Source organism: Kitasatospora sp. NPDC056138 (assembly GCF_042264695.1).
Taxonomy (GTDB): domain Bacteria; phylum Actinomycetota; class Actinomycetes; order Streptomycetales; family Streptomycetaceae; genus Kitasatospora.
The window spans coordinates 44,395-62,040 of sequence record NZ_JBHJVK010000025.1 but is presented as its reverse complement, the minus strand read 5'-3'; the positions used below and the strand labels follow the sequence as shown (position 1 = coordinate 62,040).

16 protein-coding genes are annotated in these 17,646 nt (G+C 74.5%); 7 read left to right on the top strand and 9 right to left on the bottom strand.

Annotated features, from left to right (window positions below; genetic code table 11):
- Window positions 1-77 precede the first annotated feature (77 nt).
- From ACFC1R_RS17720 to ACFC1R_RS17705, 4 genes are all read right to left on the bottom strand, one after another.
- Window positions 78-860 (bottom strand): class I SAM-dependent methyltransferase, encoded by a 783-nt coding sequence (locus tag ACFC1R_RS17720; protein WP_375939479.1) that lies wholly within the window; start codon window positions 858-860, stop codon window positions 78-80.
- Entirely contained in the window at window positions 857-994 is a 138-nt protein-coding gene (locus ACFC1R_RS17715) for a hypothetical protein (RefSeq protein WP_375939477.1), read from the bottom strand. The genes ACFC1R_RS17720 and ACFC1R_RS17715 overlap by 4 nt, the downstream gene beginning before the upstream one ends.
- A gap of 29 nt (window positions 995-1,023) precedes the next feature.
- Window positions 1,024-1,827, bottom strand: coding sequence for a sugar phosphate isomerase/epimerase family protein (locus tag ACFC1R_RS17710; RefSeq protein WP_375939566.1), 804 nt, complete (start codon window positions 1,825-1,827; stop codon window positions 1,024-1,026).
- 917 nt (window positions 1,828-2,744) lie between these two features.
- Complete coding sequence (locus ACFC1R_RS17705; protein WP_375939475.1) at window positions 2,745-3,701, bottom strand: Ppx/GppA family phosphatase; 957 nt, start codon at window positions 3,699-3,701, stop codon at window positions 2,745-2,747.
- A gap of 185 nt (window positions 3,702-3,886) precedes the next feature.
- Here ACFC1R_RS17705 and ACFC1R_RS17700 point away from each other — a divergent pair, with 185 nt between their 5' ends.
- Window positions 3,887-4,642: an alpha/beta fold hydrolase gene (locus ACFC1R_RS17700; protein ID WP_375939473.1), complete on the top strand. Its 756-nt coding sequence runs from the start codon at window positions 3,887-3,889 to the stop codon at window positions 4,640-4,642.
- 127 nt (window positions 4,643-4,769) lie between these two features.
- Here the strand turns inward: ACFC1R_RS17700 and ACFC1R_RS17695 are convergent, their stop codons facing one another.
- From ACFC1R_RS17695 to ACFC1R_RS17685, 3 genes are all read right to left on the bottom strand, one after another.
- Window positions 4,770-6,083: an SUKH-4 family immunity protein gene (locus ACFC1R_RS17695; protein WP_375939471.1), complete on the bottom strand. Its 1,314-nt coding sequence runs from the start codon at window positions 6,081-6,083 to the stop codon at window positions 4,770-4,772.
- Window positions 6,080-9,223 (bottom strand): toxin glutamine deamidase domain-containing protein, encoded by a 3,144-nt coding sequence (locus tag ACFC1R_RS17690; RefSeq protein WP_375939469.1) that lies wholly within the window; start codon window positions 9,221-9,223, stop codon window positions 6,080-6,082. The genes ACFC1R_RS17695 and ACFC1R_RS17690 overlap by 4 nt, the downstream gene beginning before the upstream one ends.
- A gap of 131 nt (window positions 9,224-9,354) precedes the next feature.
- Window positions 9,355-9,720, bottom strand: coding sequence for a hypothetical protein (locus ACFC1R_RS17685; RefSeq protein ID WP_375939467.1), 366 nt, complete (start codon window positions 9,718-9,720; stop codon window positions 9,355-9,357).
- Between the two features lie 162 nt (window positions 9,721-9,882).
- Here ACFC1R_RS17685 and ACFC1R_RS17680 point away from each other — a divergent pair, with 162 nt between their 5' ends.
- Window positions 9,883-10,779: a hypothetical protein gene (locus tag ACFC1R_RS17680; RefSeq protein ID WP_375939465.1), complete on the top strand. Its 897-nt coding sequence runs from the start codon at window positions 9,883-9,885 to the stop codon at window positions 10,777-10,779.
- A gap of 104 nt (window positions 10,780-10,883) precedes the next feature.
- Here ACFC1R_RS17680 and ACFC1R_RS17675 read toward each other — a convergent pair whose 3' ends face one another.
- Together ACFC1R_RS17675 and ACFC1R_RS17670 are read right to left on the bottom strand one after the other, a co-directional pair.
- Entirely contained in the window at window positions 10,884-12,047 is a 1,164-nt protein-coding gene (locus ACFC1R_RS17675) for an NADH-quinone oxidoreductase subunit D (RefSeq protein ID WP_375939463.1), read from the bottom strand.
- Between the two features lie 10 nt (window positions 12,048-12,057).
- Window positions 12,058-13,065: an SAM-dependent methyltransferase gene (locus ACFC1R_RS17670; RefSeq protein ID WP_375939461.1), complete on the bottom strand. Its 1,008-nt coding sequence runs from the start codon at window positions 13,063-13,065 to the stop codon at window positions 12,058-12,060.
- 105 nt (window positions 13,066-13,170) lie between these two features.
- Here ACFC1R_RS17670 and ACFC1R_RS17665 point away from each other — a divergent pair, with 105 nt between their 5' ends.
- The 5 genes from ACFC1R_RS17665 (at window position 13,171) to panD (ending at window position 17,630) form a co-directional block, all read left to right on the top strand.
- Complete coding sequence (locus ACFC1R_RS17665) at window positions 13,171-14,367, top strand: histidine kinase (protein ID WP_375939459.1); 1,197 nt, start codon at window positions 13,171-13,173, stop codon at window positions 14,365-14,367.
- Window positions 14,368-14,413: 46 nt separating this feature from the next.
- Window positions 14,414-15,103 (top strand): response regulator, encoded by a 690-nt coding sequence (locus ACFC1R_RS17660; protein WP_375939457.1) that lies wholly within the window; start codon window positions 14,414-14,416, stop codon window positions 15,101-15,103.
- A 106-nt stretch (window positions 15,104-15,209) separates the two neighbouring features.
- Window positions 15,210-16,157, top strand: coding sequence for a Rossmann-like and DUF2520 domain-containing protein (locus tag ACFC1R_RS17655; RefSeq protein WP_375939455.1), 948 nt, complete (start codon window positions 15,210-15,212; stop codon window positions 16,155-16,157).
- Entirely contained in the window at window positions 16,157-17,074 is a 918-nt protein-coding gene (gene panC, locus ACFC1R_RS17650; protein ID WP_375939453.1) for a pantoate--beta-alanine ligase, read from the top strand. Before ACFC1R_RS17655 ends, panC begins: the two co-directional genes overlap by 1 nt.
- 82 nt (window positions 17,075-17,156) lie before the next feature.
- Window positions 17,157-17,630: an aspartate 1-decarboxylase gene (panD, locus tag ACFC1R_RS17645; RefSeq protein ID WP_375939451.1), complete on the top strand. Its 474-nt coding sequence runs from the start codon at window positions 17,157-17,159 to the stop codon at window positions 17,628-17,630.
- Window positions 17,631-17,646 lie beyond the last annotated feature (16 nt).

Sequence of the window (17,646 nt, the reverse complement as noted above, 5' to 3'; positions counted from 1 at the left end):
AGCTACCGAGCGTACGCCGCCCCTCCTGCCGGACGCACAGTTCGTCCGCCATGCGGTCAGACCGCACCGTCGTCGCGTCAGCCTTCCGTGACCCCCACCGTCAGCCGCGCCACGAAGGATTCGGGAAGCGTCCCGGCCGGGAACTCGGCCAGCAGCGCCGCCCGTTCGGCGGCCAGCACGGACTCCCGCTCCGCTGCCGACAGCACCGCGATGAAGGACTTGGACCGCAGGTCGGCGAGGGCGGTGTCGACCGGCACCTCGCGCTGCCAGGAGATCTCCGCGGTGCCCACCCGCAGGCCGTACCCGGCCAGCAGGCCGCCGACCCGCCTGATGTCGGTCCGCCCGGCCCCCTGGGACGGGCCGGTCAGCGACGACACCCCGGCCATCAGCCGGTCGAGCTGGGCCTCGGCCCACGGGGTCCGGCGGTCCCGGTCGTTGCGCCAGACCGCCAGCGCGCCGCCGGGGCGCAGGACCCGGATCGCCTCGGGGATCGACCGGTCCGGGTCGGTCCAGTGGAACGCCTGCGCGTACGTGACCAGATCGGCCGTCGCATCGTGGAACGGAAGCTCGTCACCGGAGGCCTTGACCAGCGGGATCCCGGGAGACACCGCGTGCAGCCGGGCGGCCATCCCCGCACTCGGCTCCACCGCCGTCACCCGCGCACCCCGGCCCGCCAGCAACCGGGTCGCGATCCCCGTCCCCGCCCCGACGTCCAGCACCACCGAACCCCTCAGCAACCGCCCGCTGAGCCGCTCGACCTCGTCGAACAGCGCATCCGGGTACGAGGGCCGGGCCGCGTCGTAGTCCACCGCGACCGCACCGAAGGAGGCGGCCCGGTCCCGCCAGACCGAGGCCGTCATGCCGGGGCCACCGTGACGACGACGTCCAGGACGCACGGCTCGGCGAGCACGCCGTCCGCCGTCCGCCGGGTCGCGCTCCCCGCCGCGACCGCACCGGAGGACCGCGCGTGCGCCCGGTGCTGAAGATCCGTCATGTCCCGCCCCCCATCTCGCGTCCCTGCGGTCAGCGTACGCGCGCGGGGGTGGCCAGGTGCAGGCGGGTGAAGGCGAGGGCCTCGGCGAGATCGGCCTCGCGTTCGGCGGGGGAAGCGGCGCGGCGGGTGTTGACCTCCAGCACCACGTGACCGCCGAAACCGGTCCGGGCGAGGCGTTCCAGCAGCTCGGCGCAGGGCTGCTTGCCCCGGCCCGGGATGAGGTGCTCGTCCTTGCCGGACCCCGAACCGTCCGCCAGGTGGACGTGGGCCAGGCGGCCGCCCATCCGGTCGACCATCGCGAAGGCGTCGATCCGGGAGGTCGCGACGTGCGAGAGGTCGATGGTGAAGTGCCGGTACTCCTCCTCGGTGACGTCCCAGCCCGGCGCGTACGCCAGCACCTCGCGGTCCCGGTAGCGCCAGGGGTACATGTTCTCGACCGCGAAGCGGACGTCGGTCTCGCCCGCCATCCGGCCGATCCCCTCGACGAACTCCCGGGCGTACTGGCGCTGCCAGCGGAACGGCGGGTGGACCACCACGGTGTCCGCGCCCAGTTTCTCGGCGGCCGCGCGGGCCCGGACCAGCTTGGTCCACGGATCGGTGGTCCAGACCCGCTGGGTGATCAGCAGGCAGGGCGCGTGGACCGCCAGGATCGGCATCCGGTGCAGGTCGGAGAGCCGGCGCAGGGCCTCGATGTCCTGGCTGACCGGGTCGTTCCAGACCATCACCTCGATGCCGTCGTAGCCGAGCTTGGCAGCGAGCTCGAAGGCGGTGGCGGTGGTCGCGGGGTAGACCGAGGCGGTGGAGAGCACCACCTTGGTGTCCGGGACGTGCAGCTCCGGGTGCGGCGGGAGCACCAGGCGGTCGGTGGTGCGCAGCAGGGGAGCGGGCTCGGGGGCCTTCCGGCGCGCCGTCCTGGTGCGCTTCGCGGGGGTCCTGGTCGTCCCGGCCGCCTTGGTCGCTTCGGCCGCCCCGGTCGCTTCGGCGGCCGCGGCAGCCGTCCTGCGCCGCCGGGGGGCCTGGGCGGGCTGGGCGGACTTCGCGGCGGTCGCCGACTTCACGGCCCTGACCGCCTGCGCGACCTTGGCGGACTTCGTGCTCTTCGCCATGACGGGCTTCGCCGACCCGGCGGACTCCGCGGCCTTTGCCGACTTCCCGGCGTTCTCGGCCTTCACGGCGTTCTCGGCCTTCACGGACTTTGCCGCCTTCGCGGACTTCGCCGCCTTCACGGTCCTGGCCGTCCGGGAGGCGGCCTCGGCCGCCCGCTCCCCCAGCCCCGGCCGCCCGGCGGCCGCTGCGCCGCCCTGCCCCGGTTCCGGCGTCCGCTTGGCAGCGGTGCTCGCCCTGGCCCGGCGCGGCCTGCCCGGCCGCGGCTGCCCGGCGTCCTCACCAGCAGCGCGGCCCGCCTGCGTACCGTCCTCGTCCGCTGGTTCCGCCACGGGAGACAGCGTAAGCGGCACGGCCGACTAATGGGACCGCGTCCCGGCCCGGTGTGGGCGTGCTCACCCTCGTCCGGCGCGGCGTGGAGCCGGCCGCCGCCGGGCGGGCGGAAGACCTCGCCGGGAGGTGCCGCCGTGGGCCGCGAGGCCCGGTTCGACCGGCTGCGGGCCCGGGACACCGGGGCCCCGGCGCGGCACCGTCCCGGCAGCAGCGCGCCGTACGCCCACCAGGGGCAGCCGTCCTGCCGGCCCGGCCGAACACCGCCGCCGACCGCCGTGCCCGCACGGGCGCGCCCGACCGTCCCGGGACGGCTTCACCCCGCCAGGGCGGGGCGGCGGTCGGCGGGGCTGTCCATGGCGTCCAGACGGCGCAGGATGATGCCCTCGCGCAGCGCCCAGGGGCAGATGTCGAGCCCGTCCAGGCCGAAGAGGTCCATCGCCGCGTCGGCGACCATCGCCCCGGCCAGCAGCTGCCGCGCCCGCCCCTCGGAGACCCCGGGGATCTGGGCGCGCTGCGCGACGGTCATACCGGCCAGTCTGGGGACCCAGGCGGCCAGGCCGGCTCTGGTGAGCCTGCGCTGCACCAGCGGTCCGGAGTCGGCGGCGGCGGCGCCGGTCATCCGGGCCAGCTGCTTGAAGGTCTTGGAGGTGGCGACCGCGTGGTCCGGGGTGCCGAGCCGGGCGAACTCGCCGACCACGTGGGCGATCTCGGCCCTGATCTGGCGCCGCAGCTCCCGTACGTCGTCGGGGTCCGCCACGTCCCCGGGCAGCTGGGCGGTCAGCCGCCCGGCGCCGAGCGGCAGCGAGCAGGCGACGTCGGGCTGCTCGTCCAGCCCGCAGGCGATCTCCAGCGAGCCGCCGCCGATGTCGAGGTTGAGCAGGCGCCCGGACGACCAGCCGAACCAGCGGCGGACCGCGAGGAAGGTGAGCCGGGCCTCGTCCTGGCCGGAGAGCACCTGCAGCTCCACGCCGGTCTCCTCGGCGACCCGGCGCAGCACGTCCTCGCCGTTGGCGGCCTCCCGGACGGCGGAGGTGGCGAAGGGCAGCATGTCCACCACGCCCTTGTCCTCGGCCACCCTTATCGAGGAGGCCACCATGCCGACCAGCTTGTCCACCCCGGCCGCGGTGATCGCACCGTCCGCGTCGAGCAGCTCGGCGAGCCTCAGCTCGGCCTTGTGCGAGTACGCGGGCAGCGGGGCAGCACCGGGGTGGGCGTCCACCACGAGGAAGTGGACGGTGTTGGAACCTACGTCGAGCACACCGAGTCGCATAACCCTCCACGCTACGCGATGCCCTCCCCCGACCCGGCCCCTCGGGCCGGATCGGCCGGGCCGCGAACGCCTGACGCCGCGTCACATCCGGACGGGGTTCCGGCGCGGTCCGCCACCGGCAAGGCGGTTGCCGAGGGCCGCCCACCGGAGGAGCCTGGTTCCACATCACCAACCGGGAGCGAGACATGACGATCAGTCACCGTGTAATCGGCGCCGGCGGGCACCGGGTCATCGTGCTGCACGACTGGTTCGGCACCAGCGCGGGCTGGGGGCCGTTCCTGGACCACCTGGACGGCGGGACCTTCAGCTACGCGTTCCTCGACTACCGGGGCTACGGCCTGCGGGCCGACGTCCCGGGCGACTTCACCCTCGCCGAGATCGCCCAGGACGTCCTGGCGCTGGCCGACCGGCTCGGCTGGGACACCTTCTCCCTGGTCGGCCACTCGATGGGCGGGAAGGCGGCACAGCGCGTGCTGGTCGAGGCTCCGCACCGGGTGCGCAGGCTGGCCGGCATCGCCGGGGTGCCGGCCTCCGCGTACCCGCTGGAGGGCGAGGCGTACGAGCTCTTCCACGGCGCCGCCGACCACCCGGCCAACCGCCGCGCCATCCTCGACCTGGTCACCGGCCACCGGGCTCCCGCCGTCTGGCTCGACCGGATGACCGCGCAGTCCCTCGCCCTCTCCCGGCGCGACGCCTTCGCCGCCTACCTGGACGACTGGAGCACCCTCGACTTCGCCGCCAAGATCACCGGCAGTCGTCTTCCGGTCCGGGTCTTCGTCGGTGAGCACGACCTGGCCCTCACCCCCGAGGTGATGCGGGCCACCTGGCTCTCCCACTACCCGGACGCCACCCTCGAAGTCCTCCCCAACTCCGGCCACTACCCCATGTACGAGATCCCCGTCGCCTTCGCGGCCGCCCTGGAGTCGTTCCTGGACGGGTAGCCGAAGGACTGCCGGGCCGTCCCTGGACCGGGGGACGGCCCGGCAGTCGCGGGTCCGCGGACGGGGCCCGCGGCCCGTCCGACGATTCGCGGCGGATCGGCGCGCGGCGGGGGCTCCCGGACAGGCCCTACAGCACGCCCTGCCAGAGCTGCTCCACCAGTACGGCCCACCAGTTCTCCGGATCGGTGAACACCGTGCGGTCCAACCCGGCCAGCCCCCACTGGAGTTCGGCCACCACCGGGCCCGCCGCGTAGGGCGGGAGGTCACGGAGGCGGGGCAGGTACTCGGCGAACAGGGTGAGGCAGCGGACGAACGCGGTGAGGTCGGCGTTGCAGTGGCGAGCGGCCGCGGTGTCGGGGTCGATCGCGCGGACCCGGCCCCGTGCGGTGTCCACGGTGATCAGCGCCCACCCGTCGGTGCCGACCAACCGCTGCCCGAGCAGGTTCCGCCGGGCGTCCTCGGTGGCCCGCAGCCCCCGTCCGAGCCCGTCCAGCCAGGCCGTCACCTCGGGCAGCACCGACTCGGTCCGGCTGCCGTCCAGGACGCCGTCGGCGACCGGGCGGTGCAGGGCGAAGCAGCCCTTGACCGCCGTGGGCAGGCCGATGTCGAGCAGCGGCACCGCCACCGAGTCCGGCAGGTCGGCCGCCAGCACCTCCCCCTCCTCGAAGCGCTGCGCGCCCTCGGGCCCGAACCGCTCCGCGAGCCGGGCGGCCAGCGCCTGCACGGTCTCCGGCAGCGCGGGCGGGACGGCCGTCGGGAAGGGCACCCGGTTGGGCCTGGGCGCCGCGTACCTGCCGTCGGGGCCGGCCGCCGGGATCCGGGCGACCAGCTCCCGTACCGCCGCCGCCCGGTGGTCGAAGTACGGCCCGTACCGCAGCTCGTGGCTGAACCGCGCCGACGGCAGCTCCTCGGCGAGCGCCTGCGCGGTGTACCCGCCGGGCAGCATGGCGAGGCTCAGGTCGGTGTGGACCGCCACCACGTCCTCGGCCCGGACGCCCTGCTGCTGGAGCTGCCGCCAGGCGCGCAGGGCGGGGTGCGGACGGCCGGCGGCCGAGTGCAGCACCAGCGTCTGCGGTTCGCCGAGCTCGTCGCGGTAGGTCAGCTCGGCCCGGACTCCCGGCCCGGTGACGGGCGGCAGCGCGGGCTCGTACAGTCCGGCGCCCAGCTTGTCGCGGTAGAACCGGACCACCTCCGCCACCGGGACGGACGGCCAGACGCTCAGCTCGCCGGTCGCGCGGTCCACCACGGCACAGGCCGCGCCGATCTCCTCCGGGGCCCGGCGCGCGCCGGTCAGCGGGTCCACCTGCACGGGTGCGGGCGCGGGCCAGAGCACCCAGCCGAGGTCGAACTCGTAGGACTGGACCGGGCGGGCCGCCTCCTGCGGCAGATCGCCGTTGATCCAGCGGTGGGCGGCGTCGATCGCCTGTTCGCGGGTGGTCATCGCTGAGCGCTCCTCGCGCTGGTGCCTGCGGAGGCGCGGTGGATGGTCAGCCGGGAACGCGGGGGCACGGGCTGTTCCGGGGCGGCGGCGGGCCGGCCGGGCGCCTGCACGGACTCCGCGTCCGGCTCCGGCACCGGTTCGGCCCCGGGCTCGGACCTGGGCTCGGACCTGGGCTCGGACTTCGGCGCGGGGACGGCGAGTTGGAGGTCCGAGAGGTCGACCGGGCGGGACTGTGCGTCCACCGCGATCGCCCACAGGCCGTGGTCCGCGCCGTAGAGCGGAACGGCCGACTGGCGGCCGGTCTGGTGGTCCAGGTAGGTGATCGCACCGGCGTGCACGGCGGCGTTCCAGGTGTGCGACCGGCCGAACTCGTCCATGGTGAGCAGCACCGCCTGCGCGCCGTGGCCGCTGTGCAGCAGGGCCTCGGCCAGCCGCAGGTGCGCCTGCTCGCCGTCGCCCAGGTCACGGAACTGCGTGCCGAGTTCACGTTCGGCCCGGTCCCGCCCGCCGCGCTCGCCCGACGGCCCGTCCGGCAGCCGGGGGGCACCGCAGGTGGGGTGTCCGGCGTAGCTGTCGAGACCGGAGAGCGACAGCTCGACGCAGTTGTTGGCGCGGCCCTGCTCGCGGTAGCCGCCGCCGTTGAGCACCTCGGTCCAGGTCCCGGTACGCGGGTCGGGGTGCGGGGCGGCGAAGCCCTCGGCCGCCTGGGGCGCCCGGAGTTCGGCCTCGGCCTGGTGCGCGGGATCGACCGGACCGAGCCCGCCCGGTACACCGTACGGGCGGCTGTCGGCGATGGTGCGCTCGTGCTCCGGCCCACCCGTCAGCGGCACGCCCCGGCGGCGCGCGGCCCGGGCCAGCAGGTACGCGGCACCGAGTTCACCGGTCGGCACGGCGGCCCAACCGGACGTCCCGTGGGCCTCGCCGAGCACCGGCAGGTCGGGGCGGCGGCGGAAGTCGGCCGTCGGATCGCCGTACGCCCGCGCCGGCGCGGGCGTGGTTCCGCCCGCACCCGCACCCGGGTTCGCACCGAGGCCCGCCCCCGGGAAGGGGACACCGACGGGCATCCGGGGCACCGCACCCGGACGGGTGTCCTGCGGCGCGATGCCGGTACCGGCACCGATCACGCCACCGACCGGCTGACCCGCCGCGGCCGGCGCACCCGGCGCGGTCCCGCCGATCGGGCCACCCACGGGACCGCCCACCGGACCACCGGGGGCACCGGACGCACCAGGGGCACCGGGCAGACCGGGCGTGCCCGGGGCGCTCGGGGCACTCGGGGTACCCCCGACCGGGCCGGTCACCACCGGACCGCCACCCACCGGACCACCCACCGGACCGCCCACCGAACCACCGCCGACACCGCCGCCGACCGAGCCGCCGACCGGCCCGTACCCGCCGGGGGTCGGCACCGGAGGCACGGACCCGGCCGACGGATCCACCGAACGCCAGCCGCCCCCGCCGGAGGAGCCGCCGGCCCCCGACAGCCCGTCGCCGGAACCGGAACCGTAGCCCGAGCCGTAGCCCCCGCCGGATCCCGCACCGGATCCCGCACCCGGACCCGGGCCGTAGCCGCCCGGGCTGCCGTAGTCCGAACCCGTCTGCGGCGGTTCGAGGGCGACGGAGTCGGTCCGCACCGAGACCGGGCCGGTCTGCACCGAAGTGCGGTGCACGGCGGGCGGGTTGTCGTAGTCGGAGGAGTCGGAGTAGTCGGAGTAGCCGGCGCCGCCCGTGCCGACGCCGCCGTACCCGTACGAGTCCTGTCGGTACCGGTACCCGCCGCCACCCGGACCGGAGTGCCCCGACGACCCCCCGTACGAGGAGCCGCCGTACGACGACCCCGCGGAGCCGTCGCCGGAGCCGTAGTCGCCGAGCCCCGTCCCGGCCTGGACTCCCGTACCCGCCACGCCGGACCGCAGCCCGACGCCGGTCACCGCCGACCGCTCGCTCAGGTCGGTGTCCACGCCGGTCTGCACATCGGTCGGCAGTCCGGCGGTCTGCACCCCGGCCCGCACCCCGGTCCGCCCGTCCGCACCCGGCACCTGCCGCCCGTCCGGGCCGAGCACCACCGGACGGCCGTCGCTGCCGAGCAGCGGCTTGCCGTCCGCGTCGAGGGCCACCGACAGCCCGCTGCCGCCGAGTTCGCCGTCGGCGGCGACCGTCACGGGGTTGCCCTGGGCGTCGGTGAGGGGCTTGCCGTTCACCCCGAGGGCCACACCGACCAGGGGCTGGCCGTCCGCGCCGAGCACGGCCACCTTGCCGTCCGCGCCGACCACCGGCCTGCCGTCCGGGCCGACGGGGACGGTGACGCCCTCGACACCGGCCACCAGCTTGCCGTTCTGGTCCTGGAGCAGCGGGTGCCCGGAGTCGTCCGTCAGCAGCCTGCCGTCCGGACCGACGGCCGCGCTCAGGGTCCGCACGCCGCCGACCGCGGCGGCCCCGGCGGCCGGGCCGCCCAGCGCTCCGGTCAGCTGTCCCGCCCCGGTCTCGGCGCTCAGCTCGCGCAGTTTGGCCGAACGGCCGTGCGCAGCCTGGCCGTCCGTCTTCGCAAGGCGCTCCAGGGCGGTCACGGCGGGCTCCTTGAGCGCGCCCTGCAGACCGTGCTTCATGGCGCGGCACAGCTCGTCCAGCAGCTCGCCGATCTTGAGCTTGGCGGCCGCGATGTCGACCGCCTCGCCGACCTCGGCGACGGCGGTGTCGACCACCTTGGTGACCGCGCCGAGCAGCCCCCCGCCCTTCTCCGCCTTCGCCTTGGCCTCGGCGGCTTCGGCCGCCTTGAGCTTCTCGGCGAGTTCGGTGAGCTCGGCGACCAGCGCCGACTTGCAGGTGTCGGTGGCCTCGGCGGCGCCGTCGAAGGCCTTGGCCACCAGTTCGGCGGCGCCCTGCGCGTCGTCCAGGTAGCCGCGGCCACCACCCGCGAAGCCGGTCCAGTGCTCGGCGAATGCCTCCACCGCAGGCCCGGAGTTCTCCCCGGTGACGCGCTGCGCGGACTCCCCGCCCCGGCGGCTCAGCCGCTCGGCCTCGGTGCCGAACTCGCGCCACAGCGCGGCGGCCCGGCGCAGGCCGTCCTCGTCGGCCTCGGGCCAGTGGTGGCCGACCTTGGCCAGGACCGGGACCAGTTCCTCGGGCAACTTCCGGGACACGTGGTCCCCCCTTCGCGTTCTACGGATTGAACGCCGTCACGGTTCGAACGCCGCGAGCGGTCCGTCCGCCCGGTGTGCGGCTCTGCCCGGCGTGCGGTGCGGCATACGGCTCTGTCCGCCCCTCCCGGGGCTCAGACCGCCTGCGGGCCCACTGCGGTTCCGCCGCCGCCCCGGTCCTGCCTTGCGAAGTCGGCGGCGACGTCCTGCTCGGTCCCCTCCGACTGGTCCGCCATGGTGTGCAGCCCGGTGCCGATCCCGGCGAGCCGGTCGGCGAGACCGTTCAGCCCGGACAGCAGCCCGGGCTGCGCCTCGCCGTACTCCTTGCCGAAGCCGGAGCCCGGCTCGTCCTTGCCCCAGGGGGTGCCGAGCCCGGCCATGCCCTGCTCCAGCGCCAGCGCGGCCCGCGCGAAGTCGTTCGAGAGTTGCTCGAACTCCCTTCCCTCGCCGCGCACTTCCCACGGATTGATCCGGAACTGGCCCGCTCCACCGGCCGCCATCGCCACTCCCCCGTCCTGCCAGGTCCACCGAACCGTCTGCCGACCGCCCCGTACGTGCCCAGCGGCGCCGCCATCCTAGGGCCCGGATCCGAACCCTCCGCAGCGCCTCTGGACCTTTCTCACCTCAACTTCACACCCGGCCGGAGGCCATACCCTTGCTGAGTGGCAGCAGAGACTCCCAAGAGCACCAAGAAGACCAAGACCCCCAAGAGCAGCGACGAGAAGGCCGGATCCGGCGCCGGGTCCGCAACGCTCGTCGACCTCCCGATGCCGACCGTGGGCTCCGCACCCGAGGTCCCGCTCGACTTCCCGCGTGCCTGGATCGAGTTCGCCGACCCGGCCGACGACGAGCAGGTCTTCCGCTGCGACCTGACCTGGCTGACCTCCCGCTGGACCTGCATCTTCGGCAAGGGCTGCCAGGGCATCCGGGAGGGACGGGGCGAGTCCGACGGCTGCTGCACGCTCGGCGCGCACTACTCGGACGAGGACGACGAGAAGCGGATCGCCGGGCACGCGGCCCGCCTCACCCCCGAGATGTGGCAGCTGTTCGACCACGGCACCGACGCCAAGGGCCGGATCAAGCTCGACGGCGGCATCACCATGCTCGACGAGGACGGCGACCGCCAGACCCGCCGGGTGGACGGCGCCTGCATCTTCCTCAACCGCCCGGGGTTCCCCGGCGGTCACGGCTGCGCCCTGCACACCCTGGCCCTCGAGGAGGGCAAGGAACCGCTGGAGACCAAGCCGGACGTCTGCTGGCAGCTGCCGGTCCGCCGCACCTACGACTGGATCGACCGGCCGGACGACACCCGCTACCTGCAGGTCACCATCGGCGAGTACGACCGCCGCGGCTGGGGCCCGGGCGGCCACGACCTGCACTGGTGGTGCACCAGCAGCCCCGACGCCCACACCGGCGCCGACCCGGTCTACGTCAGCTACCGCCCGGAACTCACCGAGCTGATGGGCCCGGCCGGCTACGCGGTCCTCGCCGAACTCTGCGAGCAGCGCATCGCCACCAAGGGCCACAAGAAGTTCGCCCCGCACCCGGCCGGCCGGTAGCCGCACCGCACCTCGCCCGGCGGGCACCCCGCGAGCCACCAGGGGCGCGGGGAACCGCCCCTCGGTGGTCGGCCCCGCTCCCCTGGGCGGTCGCCCCCGTGCGGCTACTTGTCGATGTCGCCGACCACGAAGAACATCGACCCCAGGATCGCCACCATGTCCGCGACCAGCGTCCCGGGCAGCAGCTCGGTGAGCGCCTGGATGTTGTTGTAGGAGGCCGACCGCAGCTTGAGCCGCCACGGCGTCTTCTCGCCGCGCGAGACCAGGTAGTACCCGTTGATCCCGAGCGGGTTCTCGGTCCACGCGTACGTCGTCCCCTCGGGCGCCTTGAGCACCTTCGGCAGCCGCAGGTTGACCGGCCCCGGGGCCAGCTGCACGAGCCGGTCGAGGCAGGCGTCGGCGAGGTCGAGGGAGTTGGCGGTCTGCTCCAGCAGGCACTCGAAGCGCGCCAGGCAGTCGCCCTCCTCCCGGGTGACCACGGTGAGCACGTCCTGCAGCTCGCCGTACGCGAGGTAGGGCTCGTCCCGCCGCAGGTCGAAGTCGACGCCGCTGGCCCGTCCGATCGGGCCGCTGACCCCGTACGCGTGCACGTGCTCGCGCGAGAGCACGCCGACCCCCGCCGTACGGCCCCGGAAGATCTCGTTGCCGAGCACCAGGTCCTCGAAGACCGGCAGCTGCGAGCGGACGGAGGCGACCGCCGCACGCACCCGGGCGAGCCACCCGGCGGGCAGGTCCTCCTTCAGACCGCCGACCCGGTTGAACATGTAGTGCATCCGGCCGCCGCTGGCCTCCTCCAGCACGTGCTGGAGCTCCTCGCGGCCGTGGAAGGCGTGGAAGACGGGGGTGATGCCGCCGAGTTCCAGGGGGTAGGAGCCGAGGAACATCAGGTGGTTGAGCACCCGGTTGAGCTCGGCGAGCAGGGTGCGGATCCACACCGCCCGCTCGGGGACCTCCATGCCGAGCATCCGCTCGACGGCGAGCACCACGCCCAGCTCGTTGGAGAAGGCGGAGAGCCAGTCGTGCCGGTTGGCCAGCATGATGATCTGCCGGTAGTCCCGGGCCTCGAAGAGCTTCTCCGCGCCCCGGTGCATGTACCCGATGACCGGTTCGGCGGAGACGATCCGCTCGCCGTCCAGCACCAGCTTCAGGCGGAGCACGCCGTGGGTGGACGGGTGCTGCGGGCCGATGTTGAGCACCATGTCGCTGGTGCCCAGCTCACCCGTGAGCTCTTGCGCGCCTGCGCCGATGCCGACCGTGGTCTCCCTCATGGACAAGAGGCTACAGAGTGCGCCACCCCGCCAGACGCGCCAGGCCGACCGGTTCCGGCATGCGGACGGCCTGGGCCAGCCAGCCGAAGCCGCCCAGGCCTGCGGGGTCGGTGAGCTCGGCGGCCTCCCCGGCGCCGCTCAGGGCCCGCAGGTACTCCGTCGGGTCGCTCGCGGCGAGCGCCAGCGGCGGGCGGGTGCCGCTGACGCCGAGTGCGCGCAGCGCGTCGCGCTGCGTCGTCCACAGGCTGTGGAGACCGGGCACGGCCACCGCGTCCAGCGCCACGTGCGCGGTGATGTCGCAGGAGCCGTCGGGCACCGGCCGGACCTCGCGGCCCGCCCGGAAACCGGTCAGCGTGCCGAACACCGGCCGCCCGGCCCGCAGGTGCGCGTAGTCCACGGCGACGGCCAGCCCGCTCGCCAGGCCGCCGACCGCCGCCGCCCAGGCCGCGTCGCGGGTGCCGCCCAGCTCCACCCGCTCGCCCGGCTCCCCGGTGGGCCACCAGCGGGCCGCCCAGCCGGCGTCGGCCTCCGCCAGCGGTCCGCCCAGGCGCTCCTCGCCGTCCGGCGCGACCTCGACGTAGCGGAGCACGCCGTCCCCGTCCACCTCGGCGAGGTCCAGCGGCACGTTGTCCAGCCACTCGTTGGCGAACAGCAGACCGTTCACGCCCTGCGGTACGCGGTCCGTCCACACCACCGACTCCGGCAGCCCGGCGGGACGGTCGGCGATCTCCACCGCGTACGGGCGCAGCCGCTCGGCCAGTGCCCGGGGCACGGCCGCGAGCACCCCGGTGAGCAGTTCGCCGCGCCCGGCCCCGACGTCCACCAGGGCCACCTCCGCCGGATGGCGGAGGGCCTCGTCGACCTCCTGCAGCAGCCGGGCGACCGCCCCGGCGTACCGGGGCGATGCGTGCACGGAGGTCCGGAAGTGTCCGGCCGGTCCCTCCGACCTGCGGTAGAAGCCGCCGTCCTCGCCGTAGAGGGCCTGTTCCATGGCGGGCCGCCACCGCATCCAACTCATGCGGGGGACGTTACCGCCGGTAGGGGACGTCTCCACCCTGCGGAGTAGGCAGGATCGCCCCTACGGCGGACCTGAGCAGGCAAAGGGGCTGCCTAGGCTTGAAACGTGCATCGACTCAACGCCTGGCTCCGCCGACACCCGATGGTGGTGGACTCCGTCTGGGCGCTGCCGGTCCTCTTCTTCAGCCTGATCGCGGCCGTCGAGCAGGAGCCCCAGCACGGCTTCGCCGGCGGCGTGGTGATGGCCGTTCTGCTGCCGCTGCTGATGGTCTTCCGGCGCCGGAACCCGGACACCACCACGGTCACCGCCCTCGTGCTCGGGCTGATCCAGGTCGCCGTCAACATCCCGCCGAACTTCTCCTCCGTCGCGTACCTGGTCTTCGCCTACACCGGTGCCGCCTTCGGCACCGAGTGGACGTCCCGGCTGGCACTGGCCGGCAGCCTGGCGGCCGGCTCGCTGACGGTCTGGCGGTTCCAGAGCGGCTCGCCCACCGGCGACGGCTGGATCAAGTCCGGCTTCTTCGCGGCGTTGATGAGCACCCCGTTCATCCTCAGCTGGGCCTGGGGCCGGCTGACCAGGGTCCGCCGCGCGTACCTGACCGAGCTGGAGGACCGGGCCGCCCGGCTGGAACGCGAACGGGACGCCCAGGCCAAGGTCGCGGTCGCCGCCGAGCGCGCCAGGATCGCCCGCGAGCTGCACGACGTGGTCGCCCACAACGTCTCGGTGATGATCGTCCAGGCCGACGGCGCCGCGTACGTCCTGGACAACTCGCCCCAGCAGGCCAAGGAGGCGCTCGGCACCATCGCCAGCACCGGACGGCAGGCGCTGGTCGAGATGCGCCGGCTGCTCGGTGTGCTGCGCACGGCCGACACCGCGGAGGAGTACGTGCCGCAGCCCGGTGTCGAGGAGCTGCCCGAGCTGCTGGAGCAGGTCCGCGCCGCCGGGCTGCCGGTCGAGTACACCAGCACCGGCGAGCCCACCGACCTGCCGCGCGGCGTCGAGCTGACGGTCTACCGGATCGTCCAGGAGGCGTTGACCAACGTCCGCAAGCACGGCGGCCCGGACGCCCGGGCCAGGGTCGCGATGGACTTCCGCGACCGCGATCTGGAGGTGCTGATCGAGGACGACGGCCGCGGTACCACCGACGAGCAGCTGGCCGCGGGTGGAACCGACGGACAGGGCCATGGTCTGATCGGCATGCGCGAGCGGGTCGGCATGGTCAGCGGCAGCCTCGACATCGGCCCCCGCCCCGGCGGCGGCTTCCGCGTCCGGGCGGTGCTCCCGCTCAAGAACGGCAAGTAGCGCTCGCGTCCGACCCCCCGACCACCGCGCGACAACAGGAGTGACATTGACCATCCGGGTGATGCTGGTGGACGACCAGGAGCTGCTCCGTACGGGCTTCCGGATGATCCTGCAGTCGCAGGGCGACATCGAGATCGCCGCCGAGGCGGGCGACGGCCAGCAGGCTCTGGCCGTCCTGGAGACCACCCGGGTCGACGTGATTCTGATGGACGTCCGGATGCCCCGGCTGGACGGCGTCCAGGCCACCCGCCGGATCTGCCTCGACGCCGGCGGCACCCCGTTGCCGGACGCCCCGCACGTGCTCATCCTGACCACCTTCGACCTGGACGAGTACGCCTTCGCCGCGCTCAAGGCCGGGGCCAGCGGGTTCCTGCTCAAGGACGTGCCGCCGACCGAGCTGGTCGCGGCGATCCGCGCGGTGCACGCCGGGGACGCGGTGGTGGCCCCGACCACCACCCGCCGCATGATCGACCGTTTCGCCGAGGTCCTGCCCACTCCGCAGACCGCTCCCGGGGCCACCGTGCTCGCACCGCTCACCGACCGCGAGCGCGAGGTCTTCCTGCTGGTCGCCCAGGGCCTCTCCAACGGCGAGATCGCCGCCAAGCTGACCCTCTCCGAGGCCACCGTCAAGACGCACGTCGGCCGGATCCTCGCCAAGCTCCGCCTCCGTGACCGCGTCCAGGCCGTCGTCCTCGCCTACGAGGCCGGCCTCGTCCGCGCGGGCTCCACCGACTGACCTCCCCGGACCGACCCCTGGGGGCCGCCCCGCAGCCCGTAGAATGGGTCGGTACGTCTGGTACCCGCAGAGGACCGGAACGGAGAGTTAGGACGAAGGCCGAGCCGTGAGCACGTCCGACCACGCAGACTTCGGTGTTCTGACCGACCCCTTCGGCGACCCCTCCGACCCCGGGAACCGCCCCGCGCGGCTGGCCGTGGGAGTGGTGGGCACCGGCCGCGTCGGCCCGGCCCTGGCCGCCGCCCTGCAGCTGGCGGGCCACCGGGTGGTGGCCGCGTCGGGGGTGTCGACCGCGTCCCGGCGGCGGGCCGAGACCCTGCTGCCCGGGGTCCGGCTGGTGAGCCCCCCTCAGGTGCTGGCCGCCGCCGACCTGGTGCTGCTCACCGTCCCGGACGACGCGCTGGCCGAACTGGTGGCCGGCCTGGCCGCGACCGGTGCGGTGCGGCCGGGGCAGATGGTCGTCCACACCTCGGGGGCGCACGGCGTCGCGGTGCTGGAGCCCGCGGCCACGGCCGGTGCGCTGCCGCTGGCCCTGCACCCGGCGATGACCTTCACCGGTACCGCCGTGGACCTGGCCCGGCTGGCCGGCTGCCCGTTCGGGGTGACCGCGCCCGAGGAGCTGCGACCGGTGGCCGAGGCCCTGGTGGTGGAGATGGGCGGCGAGCCGGAGTGGGTGCCCGAGGAGGTCCGCCCGCTCTACCACACGGCACTGGCGCACGGGGCGAACCACCTGGTCACCCTGGTGGCACAGGCCCTGGAACTGCTGCGCACGGCGGGCGTCGCCGAGCCCGGACGGCTGCTCGGGCCGCTGCTCGGCGCCGCACTGGACAACAGCCTGCGCTCGGGCGACGCGGCGCTGACCGGCCCGGTCGCCCGGGGCGACGCGGGCACGGTGCACCGTCACCTCGCCCAGTTGGAGACGGCGAGCCCGGACATCGGGCAGGCGTACCGCGCGATGGCCAGGGCCACGGCGCAGCGGGCGGTCCGCAACGGGTCGCTCAAGGAAGAGGCGGCGGCGGCGCTGCTGGACGTACTGAACGAGGAGAACCACTGATGGCGGGCAAGAACCAGCGCGGCAGGCAGCAGGCCAGGGCCCCGAAGGCGGCCAAGGTCCACAAGGCGGCGCTGACGCACACGGTGGCCGACTTCGAGGCCGCGTTCTGGCCGGACGAGCAGCCGGTGGACAACGCCGTGGTGATGACCATGGGCGCACTGCACGAGGGCCACGCCTCGCTGATCCGGGCGGCCCGCAAGCAGGTCGGACGGGACGGCCGGGTGGCGGTCACCGTGTTCGTGAACCCGCTGCAGTTCGGCGCCGGCGAGGACCTGGACCGCTACCCGCGCACGCTGGCCGAGGATGTGCGGCTGGCCGAGGAGAACGGCGCCGACGTGGTCTTCGCGCCGTCGGTGGACGAGGTCTACCCGAACGGCGAGCCGCAGGTGCGGCTGAGCGCGGGCCCGATGGGCGAGGGCTTCGAGGGCGCCTCCCGCCCCGGCCACTTCGACGGGATGCTGACCGTGGTGGCGAAGCTGCTCCACATCACCGACCCGGACTTCGCCTTCTTCGGCGAGAAGGACGCCCAGCAGCTGGCGATCGTCCAGCGCATGGTGGCGGACCTGGACTTCGACGTCGAGGTCATCGGCGTCCCGACCCTGCGCGAGGAGGACGGCCTGGCCCTCTCCTCCCGTAACCGCTTCCTGTCCGAGACGGAGCGCGCGCAGGCGCTCGCGCTCTCCCGGGCCCTGTTCGCCGGCCGCGACGTGGCCGCGAAGGGCCCGCAGGCGGTCCGCGAGGCGGCGTCCGCCGCCCTCGCCGGCGCCGAGGGCGTCACCCTCGACTACCTCGCCCTGATCGACCCGGACGACTTCGCCGAAGCGCCGGACGACTTCCGGGGCGAGGCGGTGCTGGCCGTGGCCGCGAAGGTGGGCTCGACCCGCCTGATCGACAACGTCCGCATCATCGTCCGATAGGCAGCAGTCCCGACCAAGCCGAAGTACGGCATGCACTCTCCCCCGGCCGGCGGCCGGGGACACCCCTTGGAGGCGTGACCCCATGCTCCGCACCATGCTCAAGTCGAAGATCCACCGCGCCACCGTCACCCAGGCCGACCTGCACTACGTGGGATCGGTGACGGTGGACGAGGACCTGCTCGACGCCGCCGACCTGCTCCCCGGCGAGCTGGTCCACATCGTCGACATCAACAACGGCGCCCGCCTGGAGACGTACACGATCGCGGGCCCGCGCGGCTCGGGCGTGATCGGGATCAACGGCGCGGCCGCCCGCCTGGTGCACCCCGGCGACCTGGTGATCCTGATCGCCTACGGGCAGCTGGAGACCGCCGAGGCCAAGGCGTACGAACCGAAGGTCGTCTTCGTGGACGCCGACAACCGGGTCACCGGTTTCGGGTCGGACGCCGCGGAGGCGCCGGAGGGCTCCGGCCTGCTCCGCGGCGACCTGGGGGCGCCCCCGGCCGCCAGGGCCGAGGGCGCGTACGGTGATGCCGACCGCGCGTCGGCCGCGCACTGAAGGAGCCACTGAACGC